General features: G+C 52.4%; 23 protein-coding genes. 11 read left to right on the forward strand and 12 right to left on the reverse strand.

Features of this window, described 5'->3' with window-relative positions:
* Positions 1 to 122: 122 nt before the first annotated feature.
* The 5 genes from cysG to tsgA all read right to left on the reverse strand — a co-directional run bounded on the left by cysG (position 123) and on the right by tsgA (position 6,756).
* A complete protein-coding gene (gene cysG, locus FC814_RS02620) occupies positions 123 to 1,496 on the reverse strand; it encodes a siroheme synthase CysG (protein ID WP_085461323.1) in 1,374 nt (457 codons plus the stop codon).
* An 18-nt stretch (positions 1,497 to 1,514) separates the two neighbouring features.
* Positions 1,515 to 2,321 (reverse strand): nitrite transporter NirC, encoded by an 807-nt coding sequence (nirC, locus tag FC814_RS02625; RefSeq protein WP_000493563.1) that lies wholly within the window; start codon positions 2,319 to 2,321, stop codon positions 1,515 to 1,517.
* Between the two features lie 125 nt (positions 2,322 to 2,446).
* A complete protein-coding gene (gene nirD, locus FC814_RS02630; RefSeq protein WP_000084764.1) occupies positions 2,447 to 2,773 on the reverse strand; it encodes a nitrite reductase small subunit NirD in 327 nt (108 codons plus the stop codon).
* Positions 2,770 to 5,313, reverse strand: a complete 2,544-nt coding sequence (gene nirB, locus FC814_RS02635; RefSeq protein ID WP_000049233.1) for an NADPH-nitrite reductase large subunit — start codon at positions 5,311 to 5,313, stop codon at positions 2,770 to 2,772. The genes nirD and nirB overlap by 4 nt, the downstream gene beginning before the upstream one ends.
* Positions 5,314 to 5,574: 261 nt before the next feature.
* Positions 5,575 to 6,756: an MFS transporter TsgA gene (gene tsgA / locus FC814_RS02645; protein WP_137325470.1), complete on the reverse strand. Its 1,182-nt coding sequence runs from the start codon at positions 6,754 to 6,756 to the stop codon at positions 5,575 to 5,577.
* A gap of 267 nt (positions 6,757 to 7,023) precedes the next feature.
* Between tsgA and ppiA the strand changes: the two genes are divergently transcribed.
* The 5 genes from ppiA (at position 7,024) to argD (ending at position 10,361) form a co-directional block, all read left to right on the forward strand.
* Positions 7,024 to 7,596 (forward strand): peptidylprolyl isomerase A, encoded by a 573-nt coding sequence (gene ppiA / locus FC814_RS02650; protein WP_000477233.1) that lies wholly within the window; start codon positions 7,024 to 7,026, stop codon positions 7,594 to 7,596.
* 104 nt (positions 7,597 to 7,700) lie between these two features.
* Positions 7,701 to 7,868, forward strand: coding sequence for a YhfG family protein (locus FC814_RS02655; protein ID WP_000736864.1), 168 nt, complete (start codon positions 7,701 to 7,703; stop codon positions 7,866 to 7,868).
* Positions 7,858 to 8,460: a putative adenosine monophosphate-protein transferase Fic gene (locus FC814_RS02660; RefSeq protein ID WP_001280620.1), complete on the forward strand. Its 603-nt coding sequence runs from the start codon at positions 7,858 to 7,860 to the stop codon at positions 8,458 to 8,460. Before FC814_RS02655 ends, FC814_RS02660 begins: the two co-directional genes overlap by 11 nt.
* 31 nt (positions 8,461 to 8,491) lie before the next feature.
* A complete protein-coding gene (gene pabA / locus FC814_RS02665) occupies positions 8,492 to 9,055 on the forward strand; it encodes an aminodeoxychorismate synthase component 2 (RefSeq protein ID WP_000601866.1) in 564 nt (187 codons plus the stop codon).
* Between the two features lie 85 nt (positions 9,056 to 9,140).
* Positions 9,141 to 10,361, forward strand: a complete 1,221-nt coding sequence (argD, locus tag FC814_RS02670) for a bifunctional acetylornithine/succinyldiaminopimelate transaminase (RefSeq protein ID WP_000190003.1) — start codon at positions 9,141 to 9,143, stop codon at positions 10,359 to 10,361.
* Between the two features lie 91 nt (positions 10,362 to 10,452).
* On the opposite strand, the gene FC814_RS02675 is transcribed toward argD, so the two are convergent.
* Both FC814_RS02675 and crp read right to left on the reverse strand, forming a co-directional pair.
* The gene (locus FC814_RS02675; RefSeq protein ID WP_137325471.1) at positions 10,453 to 12,543 is read right to left on the reverse strand and encodes a YccS/YhfK family putative transporter; all 2,091 of its coding nucleotides are present in this window, start codon (positions 12,541 to 12,543) and stop codon (positions 10,453 to 10,455) included.
* 50 nt (positions 12,544 to 12,593) lie between these two features.
* Entirely contained in the window at positions 12,594 to 13,226 is a 633-nt protein-coding gene (gene crp / locus FC814_RS02680) for a cAMP-activated global transcriptional regulator CRP (RefSeq protein WP_000242755.1), read from the reverse strand.
* A 301-nt stretch (positions 13,227 to 13,527) separates the two neighbouring features.
* Between crp and FC814_RS02685 the strand changes: the two genes are divergently transcribed.
* The gene (locus tag FC814_RS02685; RefSeq protein WP_137325472.1) at positions 13,528 to 13,932 is read left to right on the forward strand and encodes an OsmC family protein; all 405 of its coding nucleotides are present in this window, start codon (positions 13,528 to 13,530) and stop codon (positions 13,930 to 13,932) included.
* Positions 13,933 to 13,986: 54 nt separating this feature from the next.
* Here the strand turns inward: FC814_RS02685 and FC814_RS02690 are convergent, their stop codons facing one another.
* From FC814_RS02690 to FC814_RS02705, 4 genes are read right to left on the reverse strand one after another with little or no spacing between them, the layout of a single operon-like run.
* Entirely contained in the window at positions 13,987 to 14,856 is an 870-nt protein-coding gene (locus tag FC814_RS02690; protein WP_137325473.1) for a phosphoribulokinase, read from the reverse strand.
* Between the two features lie 53 nt (positions 14,857 to 14,909).
* Positions 14,910 to 15,128: a YheU family protein gene (locus FC814_RS02695; protein WP_000907080.1), complete on the reverse strand. Its 219-nt coding sequence runs from the start codon at positions 15,126 to 15,128 to the stop codon at positions 14,910 to 14,912.
* Positions 15,122 to 16,144 (reverse strand): hydrolase, encoded by a 1,023-nt coding sequence (locus FC814_RS02700; protein WP_137325474.1) that lies wholly within the window; start codon positions 16,142 to 16,144, stop codon positions 15,122 to 15,124. Before FC814_RS02700 ends, FC814_RS02695 begins: the two co-directional genes overlap by 7 nt.
* Positions 16,144 to 18,057: an ABC transporter ATP-binding protein gene (locus FC814_RS02705; RefSeq protein WP_105290256.1), complete on the reverse strand. Its 1,914-nt coding sequence runs from the start codon at positions 18,055 to 18,057 to the stop codon at positions 16,144 to 16,146. Before FC814_RS02705 ends, FC814_RS02700 begins: the two co-directional genes overlap by 1 nt.
* 130 nt (positions 18,058 to 18,187) lie before the next feature.
* On the opposite strand from FC814_RS02705, the gene kefG reads away from it, so the two are divergent.
* The 4 genes from kefG (at position 18,188) to slyD (ending at position 21,427) form a co-directional block, all read left to right on the forward strand.
* Positions 18,188 to 18,739, forward strand: a complete 552-nt coding sequence (gene kefG / locus FC814_RS02710; RefSeq protein WP_001411441.1) for a glutathione-regulated potassium-efflux system ancillary protein KefG — start codon at positions 18,188 to 18,190, stop codon at positions 18,737 to 18,739.
* Entirely contained in the window at positions 18,739 to 20,544 is a 1,806-nt protein-coding gene (gene kefB, locus FC814_RS02715; RefSeq protein ID WP_000399133.1) for a glutathione-regulated potassium-efflux system protein KefB, read from the forward strand. Before kefG ends, kefB begins: the two co-directional genes overlap by 1 nt.
* A gap of 9 nt (positions 20,545 to 20,553) precedes the next feature.
* Positions 20,554 to 20,754 (forward strand): YheV family putative zinc ribbon protein, encoded by a 201-nt coding sequence (locus FC814_RS02720; RefSeq protein ID WP_001007730.1) that lies wholly within the window; start codon positions 20,554 to 20,556, stop codon positions 20,752 to 20,754.
* Positions 20,755 to 20,848: 94 nt separating this feature from the next.
* A complete protein-coding gene (slyD, locus tag FC814_RS02725) occupies positions 20,849 to 21,427 on the forward strand; it encodes a peptidylprolyl isomerase (RefSeq protein WP_032226631.1) in 579 nt (192 codons plus the stop codon).
* Between the two features lie 48 nt (positions 21,428 to 21,475).
* Here the strand turns inward: slyD and FC814_RS02730 are convergent, their stop codons facing one another.
* Positions 21,476 to 21,694 (reverse strand): protein SlyX, encoded by a 219-nt coding sequence (locus tag FC814_RS02730; RefSeq protein ID WP_001153620.1) that lies wholly within the window; start codon positions 21,692 to 21,694, stop codon positions 21,476 to 21,478.
* A 219-nt stretch (positions 21,695 to 21,913) separates the two neighbouring features.
* Between FC814_RS02730 and fkpA the strand changes: the two genes are divergently transcribed.
* Positions 21,914 to 22,726 (forward strand): FKBP-type peptidyl-prolyl cis-trans isomerase, encoded by an 813-nt coding sequence (gene fkpA / locus FC814_RS02735; protein WP_137325475.1) that lies wholly within the window; start codon positions 21,914 to 21,916, stop codon positions 22,724 to 22,726.
* The last annotated feature ends 138 nt before the right edge of the window (positions 22,727 to 22,864 follow it).

Consider the following 22,864-nt stretch of genomic DNA (forward strand, 5'->3'; position numbering starts at 1 on the left):
TTATTAAAATAAGGAATTAGTTAAAAAGTTGTTTTATGTCTAATGAAGATAAAAATTAATATGGTGATTATTGTAAATAAAAAAAGGTCAGAAATATCTGACCTTAATTAAATTTGTTTAAATTAATGGTTTGAGAACCAGTTTAATTTATCGCGCAAACCAACAACCCGGCCAATAATAATTAATGATGGACTGTTCATTTGCTGCGCCAGATCGCCCAGCTGCGCGAGCGTACCGTCAATCACGCGTTGCGTTACCGCCGTCCCGTTTTCGACAATCGCCACTGGCATTTCGCCTGGCATTCCGTGTTCAATCAATTTTTGCTGAATGGTCGCAGCCTGATTTAGTCCCATATAGAATACCAGCGTCTGTTTTTCTGCTGCCAGGTTTTCCCAGTCCAGCTCACCACCGGTTTTTAAGTGTCCGGTAATTAAGCGTACGCTCTGAGCATAATCGCGATGCGTAAGTGGAATACCCGAATAAGCAGAGCAACCAGAAGCTGCAGTAATACCCGGAACTACCGAGAACGGAATACCCGCGTTGCACAGTGTTTCCAGCTCTTCGCCACCACGGCCAAAAATAAACGGATCGCCGCCTTTCAGACGCACCACGCGTTTGCCTTTTTGCGCTTCCCGCAGCAGGATCTGGTTAATCTCTTCCTGTGGTACGCAGTGGTATCCCGCGCGTTTACCGACGAAAACGCGGTCAGCATCGCGCCGTACCAGATTCATAATATCGTCAGAAACCAGACGGTCGTAGACCACCACATCAGCCTGCTGAATTTGTTGCAGACCTTTCAGCGTCAGTAGCCCGGCATCGCCAGGGCCGGCGCCAACCAGCACCACTTCACCGCGATGGTCAAGCGGCTCGTTGATTAACTGTTCGGTCGTTTCAGTAATGGCTTTCTGATCGTTATTCGCCAGCGACTGCGCCAGGCGGTCATTAACGAACAGTTTTTCCCAGAAACGGCGACGCTCGCCCATTGTCGCGAACTGTTGTTTCACCCGACCGCGTAACTGCCCGGCGTATTTCGCTACCTGGCCCAGATGTAGCGGCAGCAGTGATTCGAGTTTTTCGCGCAGCAGTCGCGCCAGAACCGGCGAGGTGCCGCCAGAGGAGACCGCTACCATCAACGGTGAGCGGTCAATAATCGACGGCATAATGAAGCTGGCGGCTTTCGGCGCATCGACCACGTTACAGAAGATGCGACGAGATTCAGCGGCTTCGCTGACGCGCTGGTTAAGCGCGTCATCATCCGTCGCGGCAATCGCCAGCCAGCAGGTGTCGAGAAGGCTTTCATCAAATGGCCCTTCGACGAGGGTTAACATGCCAGCATCTGCCCATGCGGTGAACTGTGGAATAAACGCTAATGCATTCACCGTTAAGCGAGCGCCCGCGTCTAACAGCAACCTTGCTTTGCGTTCCGCAACATCACCACCGCCGACAATCAGACAGTCGCGATCGCGTAATTGGCAAAATATAGGCAAATGATCCACGTAAAAACCCCTTACTGATTAACCTGCAGCCGTTTCAGTTTGATTAAATTTGTCCGCAACCGGACGATTCGCTTTCGGCGTAGCATACCAATAACCCAATCCCATGAATACGGCGCCCGATAAAGTATTACCCAGCGTCACCCACAGCAGGTTATGCCCAATACCTGCCAGCGTGTAGGCTTCGCTGTGGTTACCGAACCAGGAGAGCGCGAACAGCGTCATGTTAGCGATGGAGTGCTCATAGCCAGACGCGATAAATGCCAGCAGACACCACCAGATAGCGATAAATTTCGCCGCCCCTTCAGTGCGCAGCGCCATCCAGATAGCCAGGCAAACCAGCCAGTTACACAATGCGCCTTTGAAGAACAGTACCATTGCCGGTGCAGTGGTTTTAGCCAGCGCGACGGAGTGAACGATGCTGGTATCTACCGGCAGCAGGCTACCGCCGCCCCAGCTATAAAGCATGGCAACGAAGACGGAACCTACTAGGTTACCCAGCCAGGTTTGCGGCAGGATTGCCCACATTTGCCCGTGGCTAATGGTGCCCGCTTTCACCCCAAAGGTGAGGAACATGGTGTGTCCGGTGAACAGTTCAGAACCGGCGATAATTACCAGCGTTAAGGCGATACCAAAGGTCGCGCCCATCACCAGAGGACGAACAGATGGATCGAGCAGGTTACCGAGCGTGAAAATCAGGATGATCCCAAGACCCACATACGCGCCCGCCATGGCGGAGCTGACCCAAAAGCCGAGCGGGTTATTTGCCGACAGGCGTGCAATGCGCGCAGCGTTAGCCGCACACTTATTAATAGTGTCTGTAAACATTTGATTATCCTTTAAAAAATAAAAACAAAAAATAAAACAAAAAGTTTAAAAAATGTCCTGCAATATACCGAAGGTTATTACAGGACCATGCAAAAAGGGGAGGCATTGCGCCTCCCGTTAAAATATTAACCGCGTAGCTGTACCACGCCGTCTTTCACTCGCGCTTCGTAATGCTTGACGGAAAACTGTTCGTCTTCCATGCACAAGCCGTCGCTTAAGCGAAAACGCTGTTTTTTCAGCGGGCTGGCTACCCACAGCTCGCCCTGGTGTTCCGCAATCAGCCCGCGTGACAGCACGCTGGATTCGAAGAACGGATCGATGTTGCTGATCGCAAACACCTGGTCGCTGTGATACGGGCGGAAAATTGCCACCTGCTCGTCACCTAACAGCGCGCAGACGCCGGTTTCAGGCAGGATGTCATCGATTTTGCAGATGTCTTTCCACTGGCTCATGCGTTGTCCTCCACCAGAGTTACCGGGATACGTTCATACGGCGTTGCCGGACGGTGCTGTTCGCGTTCTGGCACCATCTGCACGTTCGGGTCACGCTTGTCGCTGTTGATGAAGTGTTTGAAGCGAGTCTGCGCGGACGGTGTATTGACCGTTTCAGTCCACTCACACACTACCGCTTCACGCAGGCGCGCCATCTCTTCTTCCAGATGTGCGTTCAGCCCCAGTTTGTCGTCAATGATCACCGCTTTCAGGTAATCGATGCCGCCTTCAAGGTTTTCTAACCACGGCGCGGTACGCGTCAGTTTGTCGGCGGTACGGATGTAGAACATCATGAAGCGGTCAAGATATTTGATCAGCGTTTCGCGATCGATATCCGCCGCCAGCAGATCCGCATGACGCGGTTTCATGCCGCCGTTACCGCAAACGTACAGGTTCCAGCCTTTTTCGGTGGCGATGATACCCACGTCTTTACCCTGAGCTTCTGAACATTCACGGGTACAGCCAGAGACACCGAACTTCATTTTGTGCGGAGTACGGATGCCTTTGTAGCGGTTTTCCAGTTCCACGCCGAGACCCACGCTGTCGCCAACGCCGTAGCGGCACCAGGTGCTACCCACGCAGGTTTTCGCCATACGCAGTGCTTTCGCATAGGCATGACCGGTTTCGAAGCCGGCTTCAATCAGCTGACGCCAGATCTCCGGCAGATCGTCTTTCTGTGCGCCAAACATTGCCAGACGCTGGGAGCCAGTGATTTTGGTGTAGAGATTAAATTCACGCGCGATACGACCTACCGCCATCAGCCCTTCCGGGGTGATTTCACCGCCCGGAGAACGCGGGATCACCGAGTAGGTGCCGTCTTTCTGGATGTTAGCGAGGAAGTTATCGTTAGAATCCTGCAGCGGAGTATGTTCCGGTTTCAGAATGTATTCGTTCCAGCAGGAGGCCAGCAGCGAACCGACGGTCGGTTTACAAACTTCACAACCGTAGCCTTTGCCGTGTTTCGCCAGCAGTTCTTCGAAGGTTTTAATGCCTTCAACGCGGATCAAATGGAACAGTTCCTGACGCGAATAAGCAAAGTGTTCGCACAGGTTGTTGTTAACTTCGATACCCTGTTTCGCCAGTTCCGCATTCAGTACCTGAGTGACCAGCGGGATACAGCCGCCGCAGCCAGTACCGGCTTTGGTTTCGGCTTTCAGCGCCGCAACGGTGTGGCAGCCTTTGTTGATAGCAGCAATCAGGTCGCCTTTGGTGACGTCGAAGCAGGAGCAGATTTGTGCGCTGTCCGGCAGTTTATCTACACCGATAGATGGCTTACCGCTACCGGAGTGCGCTGGCAGGATCAGGGAATCTGGGTTTTCTGGCAGTTCGATAGCGTTCAACACCAGTTGCAGCAGGTTGCCGTAATCGCTGGTATCACCCACCAGTACCGCACCGAGCAGGGTTTTGTTGTCTTCGCTGACAACCAGGCGTTTGTAGATCTCTTTGCTTTCGTCGAGGTAAACATAGCTACGAGCGCCTGGTGTACGGCCATGCGCATCGCCAATACCGCCAACGTCCACGCCCAGCAGTTTCAGCTTGGCGCTAAGGTCAGCGCCTTCAAAGGCGTTTTCGCTACCGAGAATGTGGTCAACGGCGACCTGCGCCATTTTGTAGCCTGGTGCGACCAGACCAAAGACACGGTTGTTCCAGCTTGCGCATTCACCGATGGCGTAGATATCCGGATCGGAAGTCTGGCAGGAATCATTGATTACGATACCCCCGCGCGGAGCAACGTCCAGACCACACTGGGTTGCCAGCTTATCGCGCGGACGGATACCGGTAGAGAAGACGATAAAGTCAACTTCCAGCTCGCTACCGTCGGCAAAACGCATGGTTTTACGCGCTTCGACACCTTCCTGCACAATTTCAAGGGTGTTTTTGCTGGTGTGAACGCGCACGCCCATACTTTCGATTTTGCGACGCAGCTGCTCGCCGCCCATCTGATCAAGCTGTTCCGCCATCAGCATAGGGGCAAATTCGATAACGTGGGTTTCAATGCCTAAGTTTTTCAGCGCGCCAGCGGCTTCCAGACCTAACAGGCCACCGCCAACAACGGCACCGCGCTTGCTGCGACGGGCGCAGGATTCAATCGCGTTGAGGTCTTCAATGGTGCGATAGACAAAGCAATCCTGGGTATCAGAACCTTTGATCGGCGGGATCCACGGGTAGGAACCGGTCGCCATGATCAGCTTGTCATAATAAACGGTACGCCCGGCGCTGGAGTGAATCACCTTCTCCTGACGGTTGATGGTGATAGCGCGTTCGCCGACCAGAACTTTAATGCCGTGTTTCTCGTAAAAGCCTTCGCGCACCAGCGACAGCTCTTCGGCGGTGTGGTGAGAGAAGTAAGACGAGAGGTGTACGCGGTCATAAGCGATGCGCGGTTCTTCACAGAAAACGGTAATATCAAAGTTGGCCGCATCAGATTTATCAAGAAGATCTTCGATAAAGCGATGGCCGACCATACCGTTACCGATAATTGCGAGTCTGACTTTGCTCATTTTTGCCTCGATTTCTTTTCTATTACCGCCTACCTTAACGATTCAGCAACCCCACTTATTGATGCAAATCAAATTCACCTTTATATACTCCTTAAGAGGTATATTGCTGATTTGTATAAATATTCTTAAGTCACGGAATTGTCTGACATTTCATGTTTGTGCAAAAAACAGACAAAATAAAAGCATTTATAGAGATGAAGGCACGTTGCGGGAGATGAGAGGAAAAAGCCGGACGACAAAAGTGCCGCCCGGCATTGGCAATTAATTAGAGGTCAGGGTGTTGTGCTGACGGTGACGGCTGACAAAACCTAACAGGAAGCACATCACGAATACCACAGCGTACAGACCGTTTGCAGTGAGCAGTGCCGCCTGTGGACCGCTATGTTCTACGATCGGACCGGTAACCACAAAGGTCAGCATGGTGCCGATGGTTCCACAGGTGAGTACGAAGTTAACCAGTTTTGGCGATGGTACTTTTGTCTGCTGGGAACCCAGCGTGATGATGGTGGTATAGATTGCGCTGGAGAAGAAGCCCAGAGCAAGAATAGACCATGCCATATGCGCTGGTGTTCCGGTGTTAAAGACGTACATCAGAATCGCAGCCAGGCCTGCCAGCACGGTCAGAATACGTTGCAGGTCAAAGAAACGCAGAATAAAGCTGAACGCCCACATGCCGACCATGTACGACATCCAGAAGTTGCTTACCAGCGTACCCGCGTCGTTCAGGCTCATGCCCAGACCTTTGGCGTACTCTGGCACCCAGGAGATAAAACCTAGCTGACCGAGGATGTAGCACAGCGCAGCAATAGAGAGAAACAGCACGCCGATCCCCCACTTTTCTTTCGCTACCGGGGCGTCAGCTTTTGGCGCATGTTTGCCCAGCGCCGGGAACTCACAGCCGAAGGTCAGAATAAAAATAGCGACGTACACCAACCCGATGCAGGCATAAACCCAGTACCACTCAATGCTGCGCGCCAGCAGAAATGCGGCGATCATCGGGAAAATCATCCCGGCCATACTGAAGAAGGAGTCGGTAAACAGCAGACGGGAACCGCGCTGGCGCCCTTCATACATTTGCGTTACCAGGAATGTACCAATCGACATGGTGATACCGCTGACCACCCCAAGGATGAACATCGCCGCCGAGAACAGCGCCAGGCTGTGGCTGAACATCAAACCGGCAACCGCCAGCACCATCAGGAGAAAGCCAAAACGTAACTGCGTTTTCAACGGGACGATTTCCATCAGCCAGGCGTTGAGGAAGATAGAGATTAAAATGCCGGCGTTGAGGAAGGTGAAGGTATTACTCATACTGGAAACGGGCAGATTGAAATAATCGGCGATATTTCCCATCACCATCCCGGTGACAATAACCAACGCACCGGTCAGTGCGTAGGAAAGAAAGCTAATCCATGTGAGCTTGATGCGATTGCTGTTAGTCATGATTGGCCTGCGTTAAAAGATAAATGGCATAGTGGATATGCTGTGAGCGGGCGATTTTAGGTGATTTTGTGATCTGATTAAATATTTAATTGCAAACGGTTGCTAATTTGCAAAAATTAAAGTGATTCTGATCACGAAATAAAAGTAATCATCAGGTTACATATATTTCAAGTACGTAAAATTAGGTAAAGGAATGGCCTTGTCATTGAAGGCTATTTAGAATCTCTCCACTTGCTTTTTTTCTGCTCTGTTTGTTAAGGAAATCTCATGTTCAAATCGACCCTGGCGGCGATGGCTGCTGTTTTCGCTCTTTCTGCTCTCTCACCCGTAGCAATGGCAGCGAAAGGGGATCCGCACGTATTGTTAACAACCTCTGCTGGTAATATCGAACTGGAGCTGGATAGCCAGAAAGCGCCGGTATCAGTGCAAAACTTTGTCGATTATGTGAACAGTGGTTTTTATAACAACACCACCTTTCACCGCGTTATCCCTGGCTTTATGATTCAGGGCGGCGGATTTACCGAGCAGATGCAGCAGAAAAAACCAAACCCGCCAATCAAAAATGAAGCCGATAACGGCCTGCGCAATACGCGCGGCACTATTGCTATGGCGCGAACTGCGGACAAAGACAGCGCAACCAGTCAGTTCTTTATCAACGTAGCCGACAATGCCTTCCTTGACCACGGTCAGCGTGATTTCGGCTACGCCGTCTTTGGTAAAGTGGTGAAAGGTATGGACGTTGCCGATAAGATTTCCCAGGTGCCGACTCATGACGTTGGTCCATACCAGAATGTGCCGTCAAAGCCGGTCGTTATCCTTTCCGCTAAAGTCCTGCCGTAACGGTTTCTCGCGCGGGCAAAATTGTCCGCGCATCTGCTCTTCCGGCGTAATCCGGATTTGCCGCTTATACTTGTGGCAAATGGACACGTTCAGGGAGGCATCCAGTGAAGAAACTCACCGATAAGCAAAAGTCCCGTCTCTGGGAGCTTCAGCGTAATCGTAATTTTCAGGCCAGTCGCCGTCTTGAAGGCGTCGAGATGCCATTAGTCACTCTTACTGCCGCTGAGGCTTTGGTGCGCCTTGAAGAGCTAAGGAGGCACTATGAGCGATAAATTCGGCGAAGGGCGCGACCCGTATCTCTATCCTGGCCTCGATATCATGCGTAATCGGCTGGATATCCGCCAACAGCAGCGGCTGGAGCAGGCGGCTTACGAAATGACGGCGCTGCGTGCCGCGACCATTGAGCTTGGTCCGTTGGTGCGTGGTTTACCGCATTTGCGCGCTATTCATCGCCAGCTGTATCAGGATATTTTCGACTGGGCGGGGCAACTGCGTGAAGTCGATATTTATCAGGGGGATACGCCGTTCTGCCACTTTGCTTATATCGAAAAAGAGGGCAATGCCCTGATGCAGGATCTGGAGGAAGAAGGTTATCTGGTCGGCCTTGAGAAAGCGAAGTTCGTCGAGCGACTGGCGCACTACTATTGTGAAATCAATGTCCTGCATCCATTCCGTGCGGGAAGTGGCCTGGCACAGCGGATCTTCTTCGAGCAACTGGCTATTCATGCGGGCTACCAACTGAGCTGGCAGGGTATCGAAAAAGAGACCTGGAATCAGGCAAATCAGAGCGGGGCTATGGGCGATCTCTCTGCGCTGCAGACGATATTTAGCAAAGTGGTAAGCGAAGCCGGGGAATCTGAGTAAAATAGCGCGGTTATTTCGTACCGGAGCCGCCATGATCCTGCTTATTGATAACTACGATTCTTTCACCTGGAACCTCTACCAGTACTTTTGTGAACTGGGGGCGGATGTGCTGGTTAAGCGCAACGATGCGTTGACGCTGGCGGATATCGACGCCCTTAAACCGCAGAAAATTGTCATCTCACCTGGCCCCTGTACGCCCAATGAAGCCGGGATCTCCCTTGAGACTATTCGTCACTATGCCGGACGCTTGCCGATTCTTGGCGTCTGCCTCGGTCATCAGGCGATGGCGCAGGCTTTTGGCGGCAAAGTCGTGCGCGCCGCAAAGGTCATGCACGGCAAAACTTCACCGATTACGCATAACGGCCAGGGGGTATTTCGCGGTCTGGCAAATCCACTCACCGTGACGCGCTACCATTCGCTGGTGGTAGAACCTGACTCATTGCCAGCGTGCTTTGACGTGACTGCCTGGAGCGAAACCCGCGAGATTATGGGGATTCGCCATCGCCAGTGGGATCTTGAAGGTGTGCAGTTCCACCCGGAAAGCATTCTCAGCGAACAGGGGCATCAATTGCTGGCGAATTTCCTGCATCGCTGATTTCTGGTTGCTATCTAGTGATTTTTTATGCATATTTTGTGATTATAATTTCACATTGATTTATGCGTAACAGGGTGATCATGAGATGGCAACTGAACAAGCAGCAATTACACGCGCGACTTTCGATGAAGTGATCCTGCCGATTTATGCACCGGCAGAGTTTATTCCGGTAAAAGGTCAGGGCAGCCGAGTCTGGGATCAGCAAGGCAAAGAGTACGTCGATTTCGCGGGTGGCATTGCGGTTACGGCATTAGGCCATTGCCATCCGGCGCTGGTGGAAGCGTTAAAAACCCAGGGGGAAACGCTATGGCATATCAGTAACGTTTTCACCAACGAACCGGCGCTGCGTCTTGGGCGTAAGCTGATCGAGGCAACCTTTGCCGAACGTGTGGTGTTTATGAACTCCGGGACGGAAGCCAACGAAACGGCCTTTAAACTGGCTCGGCATTACGCTTGCGTGCGCCATAGCCCGTTCAAAACCAAAATTATTGCCTTCCATAACGCCTTTCATGGACGCTCGTTGTTTACCGTCTCGGTAGGCGGGCAGCCGAAATATTCCGACGGCTTTGGGCCAAAACCGGCAGACATCATTCACGTTCCCTTTAACGATCTCCACGCAGTGAAAGCAGTGATGGATGATCACACCTGCGCGGTGGTGGTTGAGCCGATTCAGGGCGAGGGGGGCGTGACGGCGGCGACGCCAGCGTTTTTGCAGGGCTTGCGCGAACTGTGCGATCAGCATCAGGCATTGCTGGTATTTGATGAAGTGCAGTGTGGGATGGGGCGCACCGGCGATCTGTTTGCTTATATGCACTATGGCGTGACGCCGGATATTCTGACTTCCGCGAAAGCGTTAGGTGGTGGCTTTCCGATTAGCGCCATGCTGACTACGGCGGAGATTGCTTCTGCGTTTCATCCTGGTTCGCATGGTTCCACCTACGGCGGTAATCCGCTGGCCTGTGCAGTAGCTGGCGCGGCCTTTGATATCATCAATACCCCTGAAGTGCTGGAAGGCATTCAGGCGAAACGCCAGCGTTTTGTTGACCATTTGCAGAAGATAGATCAGCAGTTTGATGTGTTTAGCGATATTCGCGGTATGGGGTTGTTGATTGGTGCCGAGCTTAAGCCACAGTACAAAGGTCGGGCGCGCGATTTCCTTTATGCGGGCGCCGAGGCTGGCGTAATGGTGCTGAACGCCGGGACAGATGTGATGCGTTTTGCACCATCGCTGGTGGTGGAAGATGCGGATATCGATGAAGGGATGCAACGTTTTGCCCGCGCGGTGGCGAAGGTGGTTGGGGCGTAATAAGACGTGTCATCGTCGCATCAGGCAAAGCATGTCGGATGCGGCGTGAACGCCTAATCCGACCTACGGTTTGCTTCTGGCAATAATGATATTACGCCTTCGAATCTCGTAACTTCCGACTCAACCAAATCCCGTGATGCGGTCGCTGCCGCCAGGCCATCGCTGAAATGGTGTGCATTGTATTCAGATGGCCAATAACGCGTTGTAAATGCTGCTCCAGCGTGCCAGACGCGCCTTCGTGTGGCAGCATCTCTGGCGAGTCTATGATATTGGCGTCACCAGAACTCCCCGGTTCATCATATTCCAGCCGCTGCTGACAGCGTTGAATAGCGATTTCACAAGACTGCAAATACTCCTGCGCCAGTTCCGGCGGCAATGCCCGGTGCTCCCGCGCCAGCGTGGTCATGGCATTAATATGTTCAACAATAAACTGACTATGCGTAACCCACAGTTTCATATCTGCCAGATAATGGCTGTTAAACGCCGGTTCCTGCATCGCCTGGTTCAATGAGTTATACAAGGTGTTATGCGCCTGATTAACCCGCATTCGTTGCCAGGCTAGTGGCGTAGGTTGCGGATCTTTACTGAGGATCAGACGAATGGCCTCTTGGTAAGTTTCTAAGGCATCATGGGCGTTCTTGCGCAATAAGCCGCTCTGCCACTGCGGCCACAGCCAAACTGTGCCGCCGAAGGCAATCAGACAACCGATGATAGTATCGATTAGACGGGGGATGATGTACTGCTCGCCATTCAGCCATAACAGTTGCAGGGTATATACAGCGGTAATGGTAAAACCGACCGTCGCCCAGCCGTAGTTTTTGCGCAATATCAGGTAACTGGCGAGCGTGGTGAAAAGCATCAGCGTCAGGGTGTAACCTTCAGGGATTTTAAAGTGCAGTGCAACACCTGCAATAATTAATCCAACCACGGTTCCGACAGAACGATTCACAATTCGCAGACGAGTCGCGCCATAACCATTTTGCGTCACCAGCAATACCGTCATTAGTATCCAATAGGATTTCGGCAGATGCAGCGCGGTGCCCATCAGGCTGGCAACGCTTAACATCACACTCAGTCGTCCTGCATTACGCAGTGCTGGCGATTTCAGGGAAAGATAGCTTTTCAGCGCCGGGAGTAACGGCATTCGGCGCTGTTTATCGGCCAGTAAGTCACGGGCATAGAGTGGTTTTTGCGTTCGCAGCACGCGGGCGATGCGGCTGAAATGCCAGTAGCAGAATTGCCCTACAGGGTTATCCGGATGCTGGCGGGCGATTTTTTCCAGTGCGCCAATTTGCTTATCCATCGTAAAACGCGTCGGCAGGCGATGGTAAAGAATGTCATCAGCCAGCACGCGCAGGCGAGCGGCGACGGTTTGCGCATTCCAGCGGATAACTTCCTCCGCATGGCTACGCTCGACCAGCTTTTGCACCTCTTCTGGCTGATGCAAACTGACCGAGATGTGTTCCTGTAAATCCAGCGCCTCCTGGAAAATGCGCAGCATCCGCTTGTAATCGGTATTATTTTGCGCGGAAAGCATATGCATTTGCTGATAGCACTGGGTAATTAAATCGACCGCTTTTTGCTGGCGTTCCAGCAGCGGTGGCAACGCTTTTTCAGGATCGGTGTGCTGGGTAAGCAGGCTGTATTTGGCTTCGCAATAATCTGCCAGTTCACGGTACAGCAGGCTAAGTGACTCGCGTAGCGGTTGTTCGCGCCAGAGCCAGAACCAAAACCAGTTAAACAGCCCATACCAGAGTGTACCCAACGCATAGATGAGCAACGGTTCCCAGACGGGCATGTATCCCGCCAGACTTAAGGTAAAAATAGCTGCCAGCAGCGATGCGGGAAGTAATTTTGCGTGTAATGGCCCTAACTCGGCAGTAACGCCAAGTATCAACGTTAACCCTGTCAGCAGAAATGGCAGGGGGATATCTTTTTCCAGCAGCAGTTGTGTTAGCAAGCTGCAGGTGGCAAACAGCGACGCACCAATAATTAAACGTTTGAAAAAGCGTTTATGGGGCGTATCAAGCCCCGCAATATTGCAACAGGCGGGGACGAGGGAAAAGAGCAGCCCAAGCCTTAATTCGCCAAGCAATAGACCAACGGCCACGGGCAAACATAGCACCAGCGTTTGTCGTAGTGCATAGTTGATATCAGGATGGTAAATCAGTCTGCGCCACATCGGGTTAAACAAAATGGCGCGCTACTCAGTAACGCGCCACTCCGACGGGATTAACGAGTGCCGTAAACGACGATGGTTTTACCGTGTGCGGAGATCAGGTTCTGATCTTCCAGCATCTTCAGAATGCGCCCCACGGTTTCACGAGAACAGCCGACAATCTGACCGATTTCCTGACGGGTAATTTTGATTTGCATACCGTCCGGGTGAGTCATGGCATCCGGTTGTTTTGCCAGGTTCAGCAGAGTCTGTGCAATGCGGCCTGTTACATCGAGGAATGCCAGGTTGCCCACTTTCTCTGAAGTGACTTGCAGGCGACGTGCCATCTGTGCGGAGAGACGCATCAGAATATCCGGGTTTACCTGAATTAATTGGCGGAATTTTTTGTAGGAAATTTCAGCCACTTCACAGGCGGTTTTCGCACGTACCCATGCGCTACGTTCCTGGCCTTCTTCAAACAGGCCCAGTTCGCCAATGAAATCACCCTGATTCAGATAAGAGAGGATCATTTCTTTACCCTCCTCGTCTTTGATCAGCACTGCCACAGAGCCTTTAACGATGTAGTACAGCGTTTCCGCTTTTTCACCTTGGTGAATAAGCGTGCTCTTGGATGGGTACTTATGAATGTGGCAATGAGACAAGAACCATTCGAGAGTCGGGTCTGTTTGCGGTTTGCCAAGCACCATGCGCGGTTATCCTCTGTTATAAGCTTTCTCCAGAGCCAGAAAACGCCGCTGTCTCTGGATTGCCGAAATGTGCTTCCCGCTACCTGGGAAGGGGCTATCAACTGAACTGCACGGTAATGTGACGTCCTTTACATACATGCAGTACATCAATGTATTACTGTAGCATCCTGACTGTTTTAGCATAGCTTTCGCGTTGTGTCTCCTGGTGTCTCGCTTCAGCATGACCCAGGTCGCCTTCCGTTGCGCGATTTGGTCAGTACGCGTACTCTGTCAGGAAAATTGACGCAATGGAGTTTCGATTATGCAAGCGCGTGTGAAGTTGGTCGAAGGGTTAACCTTTCTGGGCGAATCCGCCTCTGGTCACCAGATTTTAATGGACGGCAACTCAGGCGATAAAGCGCCAAGTCCGATGGAAATGGTGTTGATGGCGGCGGGTGGTTGCAGCGCCATTGATGTGGTTTCTATCCTGCAAAAAGGGCGTCAGGATGTGGTCGATTGTGAAGTAAAATTGACCTCTGAACGCCGCGAAGAGGCACCACGCCTGTTTACGCACATTAATCTGCATTTTATCGTCACCGGTCGCGACCTGAAGGATGCAGCGGTTGCGCGTGCGGTTGATCTCTCAGCCGAGAAGTATTGCTCAGTCGCGTTGATGCTGGAAAAAGCGGTAAATATTACTCACTCGTATGAAGTGGTTGCCGCGTGATTTAACTATCCCGTTGTGAAGCCGGAGAGTATTTTATCCGGCTTAATAGCAGAGTTACTCGATTTTCTTCCCTTCCATCAGTCGTTGCACCAGCGGCAGCATAATTAACTCCATTGCCAGACCCATTTTGCCGCCCGGCACCACTAATGTATTGATGTGGGAAATGAACGAGCCTTGCAGCATCGCCAACAGCCAGGGGAAATCGATTCCTTCCAGATTTCGAAAATGGATTACCACAAAGCTTTCATCCAGCGATGGGATGTCTTTTGCGGCGAAGGGGTTTGAGGTGTCAACGGTGGGGACGCGCTGGAAGTTAATGTGGGTGCGAGAAAACTGCGGTGTGATGTAGTTGATATAGTCTTCCATTGAGCGAACTACCGAGTCCATCACCGCTTCTCGCGAGTGCCCGCGCTCGCTGGTGTCGCGGATGAGTTTTTGAATCCACTCCAGGTTAACGATAGGCACTACACCAACCAGTAAATCCACATGCTGCGCGACGTTATGTTGTGGTGTGACCACGCCGCCGTGCAAACCTTCATAAAACAGCACATCGGTGGGTTCTGGCAGCGCCTGCCACGGGGTAAATGTACCTGGCACCTGATTCCACGGTACGGCTTCGTCGTAGGTATGCAGATATTTGCGAGATTTCCCTTTGCCGCTCAGGCCGTATTCAATGAAGGTTTGTTCCAGCAGGCCGAAGTCGTTAGCTTCGGGGCCGAAGTAACTGATATGCCGCCCGGCGTCGCGCGCTTTGCGGATCGCCATGTCCATTTCCGGGCGGGTGTAACGGTGAAAACTGTCGCCTTCTACCTCGGCTGAGCGCAGATTTAACTGCGCGAAGATTTTTCGAAACGCGAGGCTGGTAGTGGTGGTTCCCGCGCCGCTGGATCCTGTTACCGCAATGACCGGATGTTTGGCAGACATAGTAACTCCATGACTTAGCTATCATTATTATCTCGTCCGCCGACGGTTGCAGGTTATTCGCGAAACTGACTGCGCGGCATGATATTGACCGTTTCGTGCAGCTCCGACCATACCAGCACCGCTTCTCCGCACTGTAGTTGGCGTTTGACGTCGGCGACTTTCTGTTCAAGTGTACGCTCATGTTCACCATAATCGGTGCCTTCGCGTAACACAAAGCTTTCAATTAAATTTTCCAGCGTTTCGGGGGAGATGTCTTGCCACGGAATCAACATGATTTCGCCTCCAGATACGTTGTTAACCAGTCAGGAATGCGTGACTCCAGCCACATTTGCGGATGAAGTAATGTACCGCCAATAAAGCCAACATGACCGCCATGTTCCGTCAGTTGATACTCCACCTGCGGGGGGAGATTTTCCGGTTTCGGGATCACCTGATGATCCATAAACGGATCGTCTTTGGCGTGAATAATCAGCGTGGGTTTGGCGATCCGATTGAGCATCGGCATGGCGCTACACTGACGATAATAGTCGATAGCGTCGACGTAGCCGTGAATTTTGGCGGTGATTAGATCGTCAAATTCGCGGATGCGGCGTACCGATTTCAACTGTGCGAGATTAATCGGCAGCGTTCCGGGGTAGGCCGCCAGTTTGCGCGCAGCATTGGCTTTTAACAAGTTCAGCAAGTAACGCTGATAAACGCGGGAGAAGCCTTTATCCATGTGATAACTACAGGCTTCCAGCATAAACGGTGCAGAGACAATCGCCGCCGCATCAATCGGGAGGTCATTGCCTTCTTTGGCCAGCAAACAGGCCAGCATATTACCGCCGAGCGAATAGCCGACGGCAGCCGTTGGCGCATGACCAAATTCGCGTTGCAGCCAGCGTAAAAACCAACTGGCATCTTCGGTTTCGCCCGAATGGTAAATGCGGTGCATCCGGTTTGGTTCACCGCTGCACCCGCGAAAATGCATCACCACGCCCAGCCAGCCGCGCTTTTGCGCTGCCTCAACCAGACCATGTGCATAAGGACTATTGAGACTGCCTTCGAGACCGTGGAAGACCACCAGACGCGGTTTATGCTTCGCTTGTGTGGGGTCTTCACTCCACGCGAGATCGACAAAGTCTCCGTCGGGCAACTCCAGCCGCTGCCAGTGCGGGATGAATTTCACCTGACGACGAAACAGACGCGGCAGCATGGTTTGGAGATGACAATTGCTGAAACCGCGCATAGGGGTAAATTCAGCACTGCTGCTGAATACATTGGCATCGGTCGTCGTTATCTGCGCCATCAGTTGCTTTGGCCTTCCAGGAGCATCTGTTCCAGTTGCTCCTGGGCTTCCAGCCACGCCATTTCGCACTCTTCCAGGCCGGATTTGGCGCTGGCTTGCTGTTGCAGGCAGGCGGTCAACTCCGCTTTACGGCTCTGGTCATACAGTTCGCTGTCGCCAAGTTTCTCTTCCGCCTGCGCCAGTTGCGCGTTCAACTTCTCCATCTCTTTTTCCAGACGGGCGATCTCTTTACGCAGCGGCTGGGTTTGCGCACGCAACTCTGCTTCCCGACGCTTCTGATCTTTACGTGCCTGGGCGCTGTTAGCGTTCTCTTTTGGCGCTTCGTCGGCCTGGTTTTCCTGCTTTTGTACGTCGCTTAACCACTGTTGATAATCTTCCAGATCGCCGTCGAACGGTTCGACTTTACGATCGTGAACCAGATAGAGATCGTCAGTGGTGGAACGCAGCAAATGACGGTCGTGCGAGACGACAACCAGCGCGCCTTCAAACTCGATCAATGCTTCGGTGAGTGCCTGGCGCATGTCGAGGTCAAGGTGGTTGGTCGGTTCGTCGAGCAGCAGCAGATTCGGGCGCTGCCAGACAATTAAAGCCAGCACCAGGCGCGCTTTTTCGCCACCGGAGAAGCGGCGCGTTTCTTCCGTCACTTTATCGCCCTGGAAACCAAAACCGCCGAGATAGTCACGCAGTTTTTGCTCCAGTTCCTGCGGTGCTAAACGCGCCAGATGCTGAATAGGCGATTCGTCAGCGCGCAGGTATTCCAGTTGATGCTGGGCGAAGTAGCCGAGTTTGATCCCTTTCGCCAGGCCAATTTCTCCGCTGACTGGCGCAAGTTCACCGGCTAACAGTTTGATTAATGTCGATTTACCCGCGCCGTTGCGGCCTAACAGACCAATGCGCGAACCCGGCACCAGATTCAGTTTTATCGAGTCGAGAATAATGCGATCGCCATAGCCCGCACTGACTTTTTCCATCTTCAACAACGGATTAGGCAGGCTTTCCGGCGCGCGGAAGCTAAAGCGGAACGGGTTATCGACGTGCGCGGGGGCAATCAGCTCCATGCGCTCAAGCATCTTAATGCGGCTCTGTGCCTGCTTCGCTTTAGTGGCTTTGGCACGGAAACGGTCGATATAACTTTGCAGATGCGCTACACGTTCTTGTTGGCTTTCATACATCGCCTGTTGCTGCGCCAGGCGGGTGGCGCGCTGCACTTCAAACGAGCTGTAGTTACCTGTGTACTCGAACATGCTTTGCTGTTCGATATGAATAATTTTATCGACGATCGGATCGAGGAAGTCGCGGTCGTGAGAGATCAGGATCAGCGTGCCCTGATAGCTCTTCAACCATTTTTCCAGCCAGATAACGGCATCGAGATCGAGGTGGTTAGTCGGTTCGTCGAGCAGCAGCAAATCTGAACGGCAAATCAGCGCCTGGGCGAGGTTAAGACGCATACGCCAGCCACCGGAGAAATCACTCACCGGGCGCTCCAGTTGTTCGTTGCTGAAACCGAGGCCGTGCAGCAGGCTGGCGGCGCGGGAGCGAATACTCCACGCGTCGATAGCATCCAGCTTGCCATGAATGGTGGCGATGGCGTGCCCGTCGTTACGTTCGTTGGCGTCGTGCAACTGCGCTTCCAGTTGGCGATATTCGCGGTCGCCATCAATGACATATTCCAGCGCAGGTTGCGGTAGCGCCGGCGTTTCCTGATTCACCCACGCCAGTTGCCAGTTACCAGGAAAGGTGTAGCTGCCGCCGTCGGCGCTGATTTCATTTTTCAGCAATGCCAGCAGGGTAGATTTACCACAGCCATTTTTACCCACCAGGCCGACTTTCTGCCCAGGGTTGATGGTGGCGGTGGCATTATCCAGCAGGACGCGCACGCCGCGACGAATTTGTAACGAGGAGAAAACAATCATAAGGCGCCGTATGTTCAGACTATGTTAACTTATCATTATGATAATGTAATGTATGGGCGAGCTGCCGCACCGGGCGCAATGGTAGCCCAAAACAGCGACTATACACAAAAACCATACCGGGAGGGGGATGATGTCTCAGCCAGCGAAAGTTTTGCTGCTGTATGCCCATCCGGAATCTCAGGACTCGGTGGCAAACCGGGTACTGCTTAAACCGGCCACGCAGCTCAGCAATGTTACCGTGCACGACCTTTACGCGCACTATCCCGATTTTTTTATTGATATCCCCCGTGAGCAGGCATTACTGCGCGAGCACGAGGTGATTGTCTTTCAGCATCCTCTTTATACCTATAGCTGCCCGGCGCTACTGAAAGAGTGGCTGGACCGGGTATTAAGCCGTGGTTTTGCCAGCGGGCCGGGGGGAAACCAACTGGCGGGAAAGTACTGGCGTAGCGTGATCACCACTGGCGAGCCGGAAAGTGCTTACCGTTATGACGCGTTGAATCGCTACCCGATGAGCGATGTTCTGCGCCCCTTTGAACTGGCGGCGGGCATGTGCCGGATGCATTGGTTAAGCCCCATTATTATTTACTGGGCGAGACGGCAAAGCGCACAGGAGCTGGCGAGTCACGCCAGAGCCTACGGCGACTGGCTGGCAAATCCACTGCCCCCAGGAGGCCGCTGATGGAAGGTTCCGATTTTTTACTCGCGGGAGTGCTGTTTCTCTTCGCGGCGGTGGCTGCGGTGCCGCTGGCATCGCGGCTGGGTATTGGCGCTGTGTTGGGATATTTGCTGGCAGGGATTGCGATTGGCCCATGGGGGCTTGGGTTTATTAGCGACGTCGATGAGATCCTCCACTTTTCGGAACTCGGCGTGGTGTTCCTGATGTTTATCATTGGGCTGGAGTTGAATCCCTCCAAGCTTTGGCAATTGCGACGCTCGATTTTTGGCGTAGGCGCGGCACAGGTACTGTTAAGCGCGGCGTTGCTGGCGGGATTATTGATGCTGACGGATTTCGCCTGGCAGGCGGCGGTGGTAGGTGGCATTGGTCTGGCGATGTCTTCAACCGCAATGGCGTTGCAACTGATGCGTGAGAAAGGGATGAATCGAAGCGAATCCGGGCAGCTCGGGTTTTCGGTTCTGCTATTTCAGGATCTGGCGGTGATCCCGGCGCTGGCGTTAGTGCCATTGTTGGCGGGTTCGGCAGACGAACATTTCGACTGGATGAAGATCGGCATGAAGGTGCTGGCATTTGTCGGTATGTTGATTGGTGGGCGCTATTTACTGCGCCCGGTATTCCGTTTTATTGCAGCTTCTGGCGTGCGGGAAGTGTTCACCGCCGCGACGCTGCTGCTGGTGCTGGGTTCCGCATTGTTTATGGATGCGCTGGGGCTGTCGATGGCGCTCGGTACGTTTATTGCGGGCGTGCTGCTGGCGGAAAGTGAATATCGCCATGAACTGGAAACGGCTATCGATCCGTTTAAAGGCTTACTGCTCGGGCTATTTTTTATCTCCGTCGGGATGTCGCTAAACCTCGGGGTGCTTTATACCCATCTGTTGTGGGTAGTGATAAGCGTGGTCGTGCTGGTGGCGGTGAAAATTCTTGTGCTGTATCTGTTAGCGCGCCTGTATGGCGTGCGCAGTTCTGAGCGGATGCAGTTTGCTGGCGTGCTGAGCCAGGGCGGTGAATTTGCCTTTGTGCTCTTTTCTACCGCTTCTTCACAACGCTTATTCCAGGGCGACCAGATGGCGCTGTTACTGGTGACGGTCACGCTTTCCATGATGACCACGCCGCTGCTGATGAAGCTGGTGGATAAATGGCTATCCCGCCAGTTTAACGGAACGGAAGAAGAAGATGAAAAACCGTGGGTCAACGATGATAAACCGCAGGTCATTGTCGTGGGCTTTGGGCGTTTTGGTCAGGTGATTGGTCGTTTGTTGATGGCGAATAAAATGCGCATTACCGTGCTGGAGCGGGACATCAGCGCCGTGAACCTGATGCGCAAATATGGCTACAAAGTTTATTACGGCGACGCTACGCAGGTAGATCTTTTACGTTCTGCGGGTGCAGAGGCCGCTGAGTCTATCGTCATTACCTGTAACGAGCCGGAAGACACCATGAAGCTGGTGGAAATATGCCAGCAGCACTTCCCGCATTTGCATATTCTTGCGCGAGCGCGCGGACGTGTCGAAGCACATGAGTTATTACAAGCAGGGGTGACACAGTTTTCCCGTGAAACATTCTCCAGTGCGTTAGAGCTGGGGCGCAAGACGTTAGTGTCGCTAGGTATGCATCCACACCAGGCGCAGCGGGCGCAACTGCATTTTCGTCGCCTGGATATGCGAATGCTGCGGGAACTTATCCCGATGCACGCTGATACCGTACAAATTTCTCGCGCCAGGGAAGCCCGACGCGAACTGGAAGAGATTTTCCAGCGTGAAATGCAACAAGAACGACGCCAAATGGATGGCTGGGATGAATTTGAGTAGAGGGTGAAGATGGCAATCCGAAAACGTTTTATTGCTGGCGCGAAATGTCCAGCCTGTCAGGCGCAAGACTCAATGGCGATGTGGCGCGAAAATAATATTGATATTGTTGAATGTGTTAAGTGTGGGCATCAGATGCGTGAAGCCGATAAAGAAGCCCGCGATCACGTTCGCAAAGATGAGCAAGTGATTGGGATTTTTCATCCGGACTAGCGATATGCGCCGAGTTTTTTTAAGCTAGTGAGTACACGGCAGCAGAATTCCGATACAATCTGCGCCACTATTCTTCCCATGCTCAGGAGATATCATGAAAGTAGCAAAAGACCTGGTGGTCAGCCTGGCCTATCAGGTACGTACAGAAGACGGTGTGTTGGTTGATGAGTCTCCGGTGAGTGCGCCGCTGGACTACCTGCATGGTCACGGTTCCCTGATCTCTGGCCTGGAAACGGCGCTGGAAGGTCATGAAGTTGGCGACAAATTTGATGTAGCTGTTGGCGCGAACGACGCTTACGGCCAGTACGACGAAAACCTGGTGCAGCGCGTTCCTAAAGACGTATTTATGGGCGTTGATGAACTGCAGGTAGGTATGCGTTTCCTGGCTGAAACTGACCAGGGTCCGGTGCCGGTTGAGATCACTGCTGTTGAAGACGATCACGTCGTGGTTGATGGTAACCACATGCTGGCGGGTCAGAACCTGAAATTCAACGTTGAAGTTGTGGCGATTCGCGAAGCGACTGAAGAAGAACTGGCTCATGGTCACGTTCATGGCGCGCACGATCATCACCACGATCACGACGGTTGCTGCGGCGGTCACGATCACGGTCATGAACACGGTGGCGAAGGCTGCTGTGGTGGTAAAGGTAACGGCGGTTGCGGTTGCCACTAATACCGTAACGGTATCAAAAAAGCGGGAATTACCCGCTTTTTTTTCGCCTCAGTAATGTGGCGGTGGCGTTTCTTCAGCCTGCGACGCGATGTTCGACGGCTGGCTGGCTTTTAACTTCTCAGTAAGCAGACGCAGATGATCGCGCAGTTTTGCCATCTCCATTTCATGAGCGGTCACCGTGACGTTCAGTTCTTCAATGGTGATTTCCTGAAAAGCCAGTCGGCTCTCCAGCTCTGCCAGGCGTGCTTCCATCGATAAATCCTGCATGGTTCACCTCTTTGGTCGAATGATCGCTGCGGATTCTACTTAACTTTGCTGCCAGAGACAGCACTCATTTCGCGACATCGAAACTAATTTAAACAAAAAGAGTCTGAAAATAGATGATAATAGGGCGTGTCTGTATGTAGATTTATCCGACAACGCTTTATAGTACCCTTCTGATAATAGTTAACCCTGGGATGAGATGCCCCGAGCCTGGAGATATGGATGAAATCACTGTTTAAAGTAACGCTGCTGGCGACCACAATGGCCGTTGCCCTGCATACACCAATTACTTTTGCTGCCGAAGCGGCGAAACCTGCCACAACTGCTGACAGCAAAGCAGCGTTCAAAAATGACGATCAGAAATCAGCTTACGCACTGGGTGCTTCGCTGGGTCGTTACATGGAAAATTCTCTGCAAGAACAAGAAAAGTTGGGCATTAAGCTGGATAAAGATCAGCTGATCGCCGGTGTCCAGGATGCGTTTGCCGATAAGAGCAAACTTTCCGATCAAGAGATCGAACAGACTCTGCAAGCATTCGAAGCTCGCGTGAAGTCTTTTGCTCAGGCGAAGATGGAAAAAGACGCGGCTGATAACGAAGCTAAAGGCAAAGAGTACCGCGAGAAATTTGCTAAAGAGAAAGGTGTGAAAACCTCTTCGACTGGCTTGGTTTATCAAGTAGTAGAAGCCGGTAAAGGCGAAGCACCGAAAGACAGCGATACTGTTGTAGTGAACTACAAGGGTACGCTGATCGACGGTAAAGAGTTCGATAACTCTTACACCCGTGGTGAACCGCTCTCTTTCCGTCTGGACGGCGTTATCCCAGGCTGGACCGAAGGCCTGAAGAACATCAAGAAAGGTGGCAAGATCAAATTGGTTATTCCACCAGAGTTGGCTTACGGTAAAGCGGGTGTTCCGGGGATCCCACCAAACTCTACTCTGGTATTTGACGTAGAGTTGCTGGATGTGAAACCAGCGCCGAAGGCTGATGCGAAGCCAGAAGCCGATGCGAAAGCCGCAGATTCTGCTAAAAAATAAGCATTAAGAACCGCCGCCTGACCAGGCGGCGGTTTTTTTTATTACAGGCCGGATATAATTAGTGCTGGAAAGCGGAACCTCCGCTGTATTAATTTAGTTACCCGCATCATTAATGAGCCTGCCCTGAAAAGTTAACGA

This window comes from Escherichia sp. MR, from assembly GCF_005280595.1.
Taxonomy (GTDB): domain Bacteria; phylum Pseudomonadota; class Gammaproteobacteria; order Enterobacterales; family Enterobacteriaceae; genus Escherichia; species Escherichia ruysiae.

Excerpts from the sequence above, each read along its gene's own strand:
- FC814_RS02730 (WP_001153620.1), bottom strand. The coding sequence starts at position 21,694 with ATGCAGGATTTATCGATGGAAGCACGCCTGGCAGAGCTGGAGAGCCGA.
- fkpA (WP_137325475.1), top strand. The coding sequence starts at position 21,914 with ATGAAATCACTGTTTAAAGTAACGCTGCTGGCGACCACAATGGCCGTT.
- FC814_RS02720 (WP_001007730.1), top strand. The coding sequence starts at position 20,554 with ATGGCAATCCGAAAACGTTTTATTGCTGGCGCGAAATGTCCAGCCTGT.
- FC814_RS02675 (WP_137325471.1), bottom strand. The coding sequence starts at position 12,543 with ATGTGGCGCAGACTGATTTACCATCCTGATATCAACTATGCACTACGA.
- crp (WP_000242755.1), bottom strand. The coding sequence starts at position 13,226 with ATGGTGCTTGGCAAACCGCAAACAGACCCGACTCTCGAATGGTTCTTG.
- FC814_RS02705 (WP_105290256.1), bottom strand. The coding sequence starts at position 18,057 with ATGATTGTTTTCTCCTCGTTACAAATTCGTCGCGGCGTGCGCGTCCTG.
- nirB (WP_000049233.1), bottom strand. The coding sequence starts at position 5,313 with ATGAGCAAAGTCAGACTCGCAATTATCGGTAACGGTATGGTCGGCCAT.
- kefG (WP_001411441.1), top strand. The coding sequence starts at position 18,188 with ATGTCTCAGCCAGCGAAAGTTTTGCTGCTGTATGCCCATCCGGAATCT.
- argD (WP_000190003.1), top strand. The coding sequence starts at position 9,141 with ATGGCAACTGAACAAGCAGCAATTACACGCGCGACTTTCGATGAAGTG.
- tsgA (WP_137325470.1), bottom strand. The coding sequence starts at position 6,756 with ATGACTAACAGCAATCGCATCAAGCTCACATGGATTAGCTTTCTTTCC.
- nirC (WP_000493563.1), bottom strand. The coding sequence starts at position 2,321 with ATGTTTACAGACACTATTAATAAGTGTGCGGCTAACGCTGCGCGCATT.
- nirD (WP_000084764.1), bottom strand. The coding sequence starts at position 2,773 with ATGAGCCAGTGGAAAGACATCTGCAAAATCGATGACATCCTGCCTGAA.
- ppiA (WP_000477233.1), top strand. The coding sequence starts at position 7,024 with ATGTTCAAATCGACCCTGGCGGCGATGGCTGCTGTTTTCGCTCTTTCT.
- FC814_RS02660 (WP_001280620.1), top strand. The coding sequence starts at position 7,858 with ATGAGCGATAAATTCGGCGAAGGGCGCGACCCGTATCTCTATCCTGGC.
- FC814_RS02690 (WP_137325473.1), bottom strand. The coding sequence starts at position 14,856 with ATGTCTGCCAAACATCCGGTCATTGCGGTAACAGGATCCAGCGGCGCG.
- pabA (WP_000601866.1), top strand. The coding sequence starts at position 8,492 with ATGATCCTGCTTATTGATAACTACGATTCTTTCACCTGGAACCTCTAC.
- FC814_RS02695 (WP_000907080.1), bottom strand. The coding sequence starts at position 15,128 with ATGTTGATTCCGTGGCAAGACATCTCCCCCGAAACGCTGGAAAATTTA.
- kefB (WP_000399133.1), top strand. The coding sequence starts at position 18,739 with ATGGAAGGTTCCGATTTTTTACTCGCGGGAGTGCTGTTTCTCTTCGCG.
- FC814_RS02700 (WP_137325474.1), bottom strand. The coding sequence starts at position 16,144 with ATGGCGCAGATAACGACGACCGATGCCAATGTATTCAGCAGCAGTGCT.
- FC814_RS02685 (WP_137325472.1), top strand. The coding sequence starts at position 13,528 with ATGCAAGCGCGTGTGAAGTTGGTCGAAGGGTTAACCTTTCTGGGCGAA.
- slyD (WP_032226631.1), top strand. The coding sequence starts at position 20,849 with ATGAAAGTAGCAAAAGACCTGGTGGTCAGCCTGGCCTATCAGGTACGT.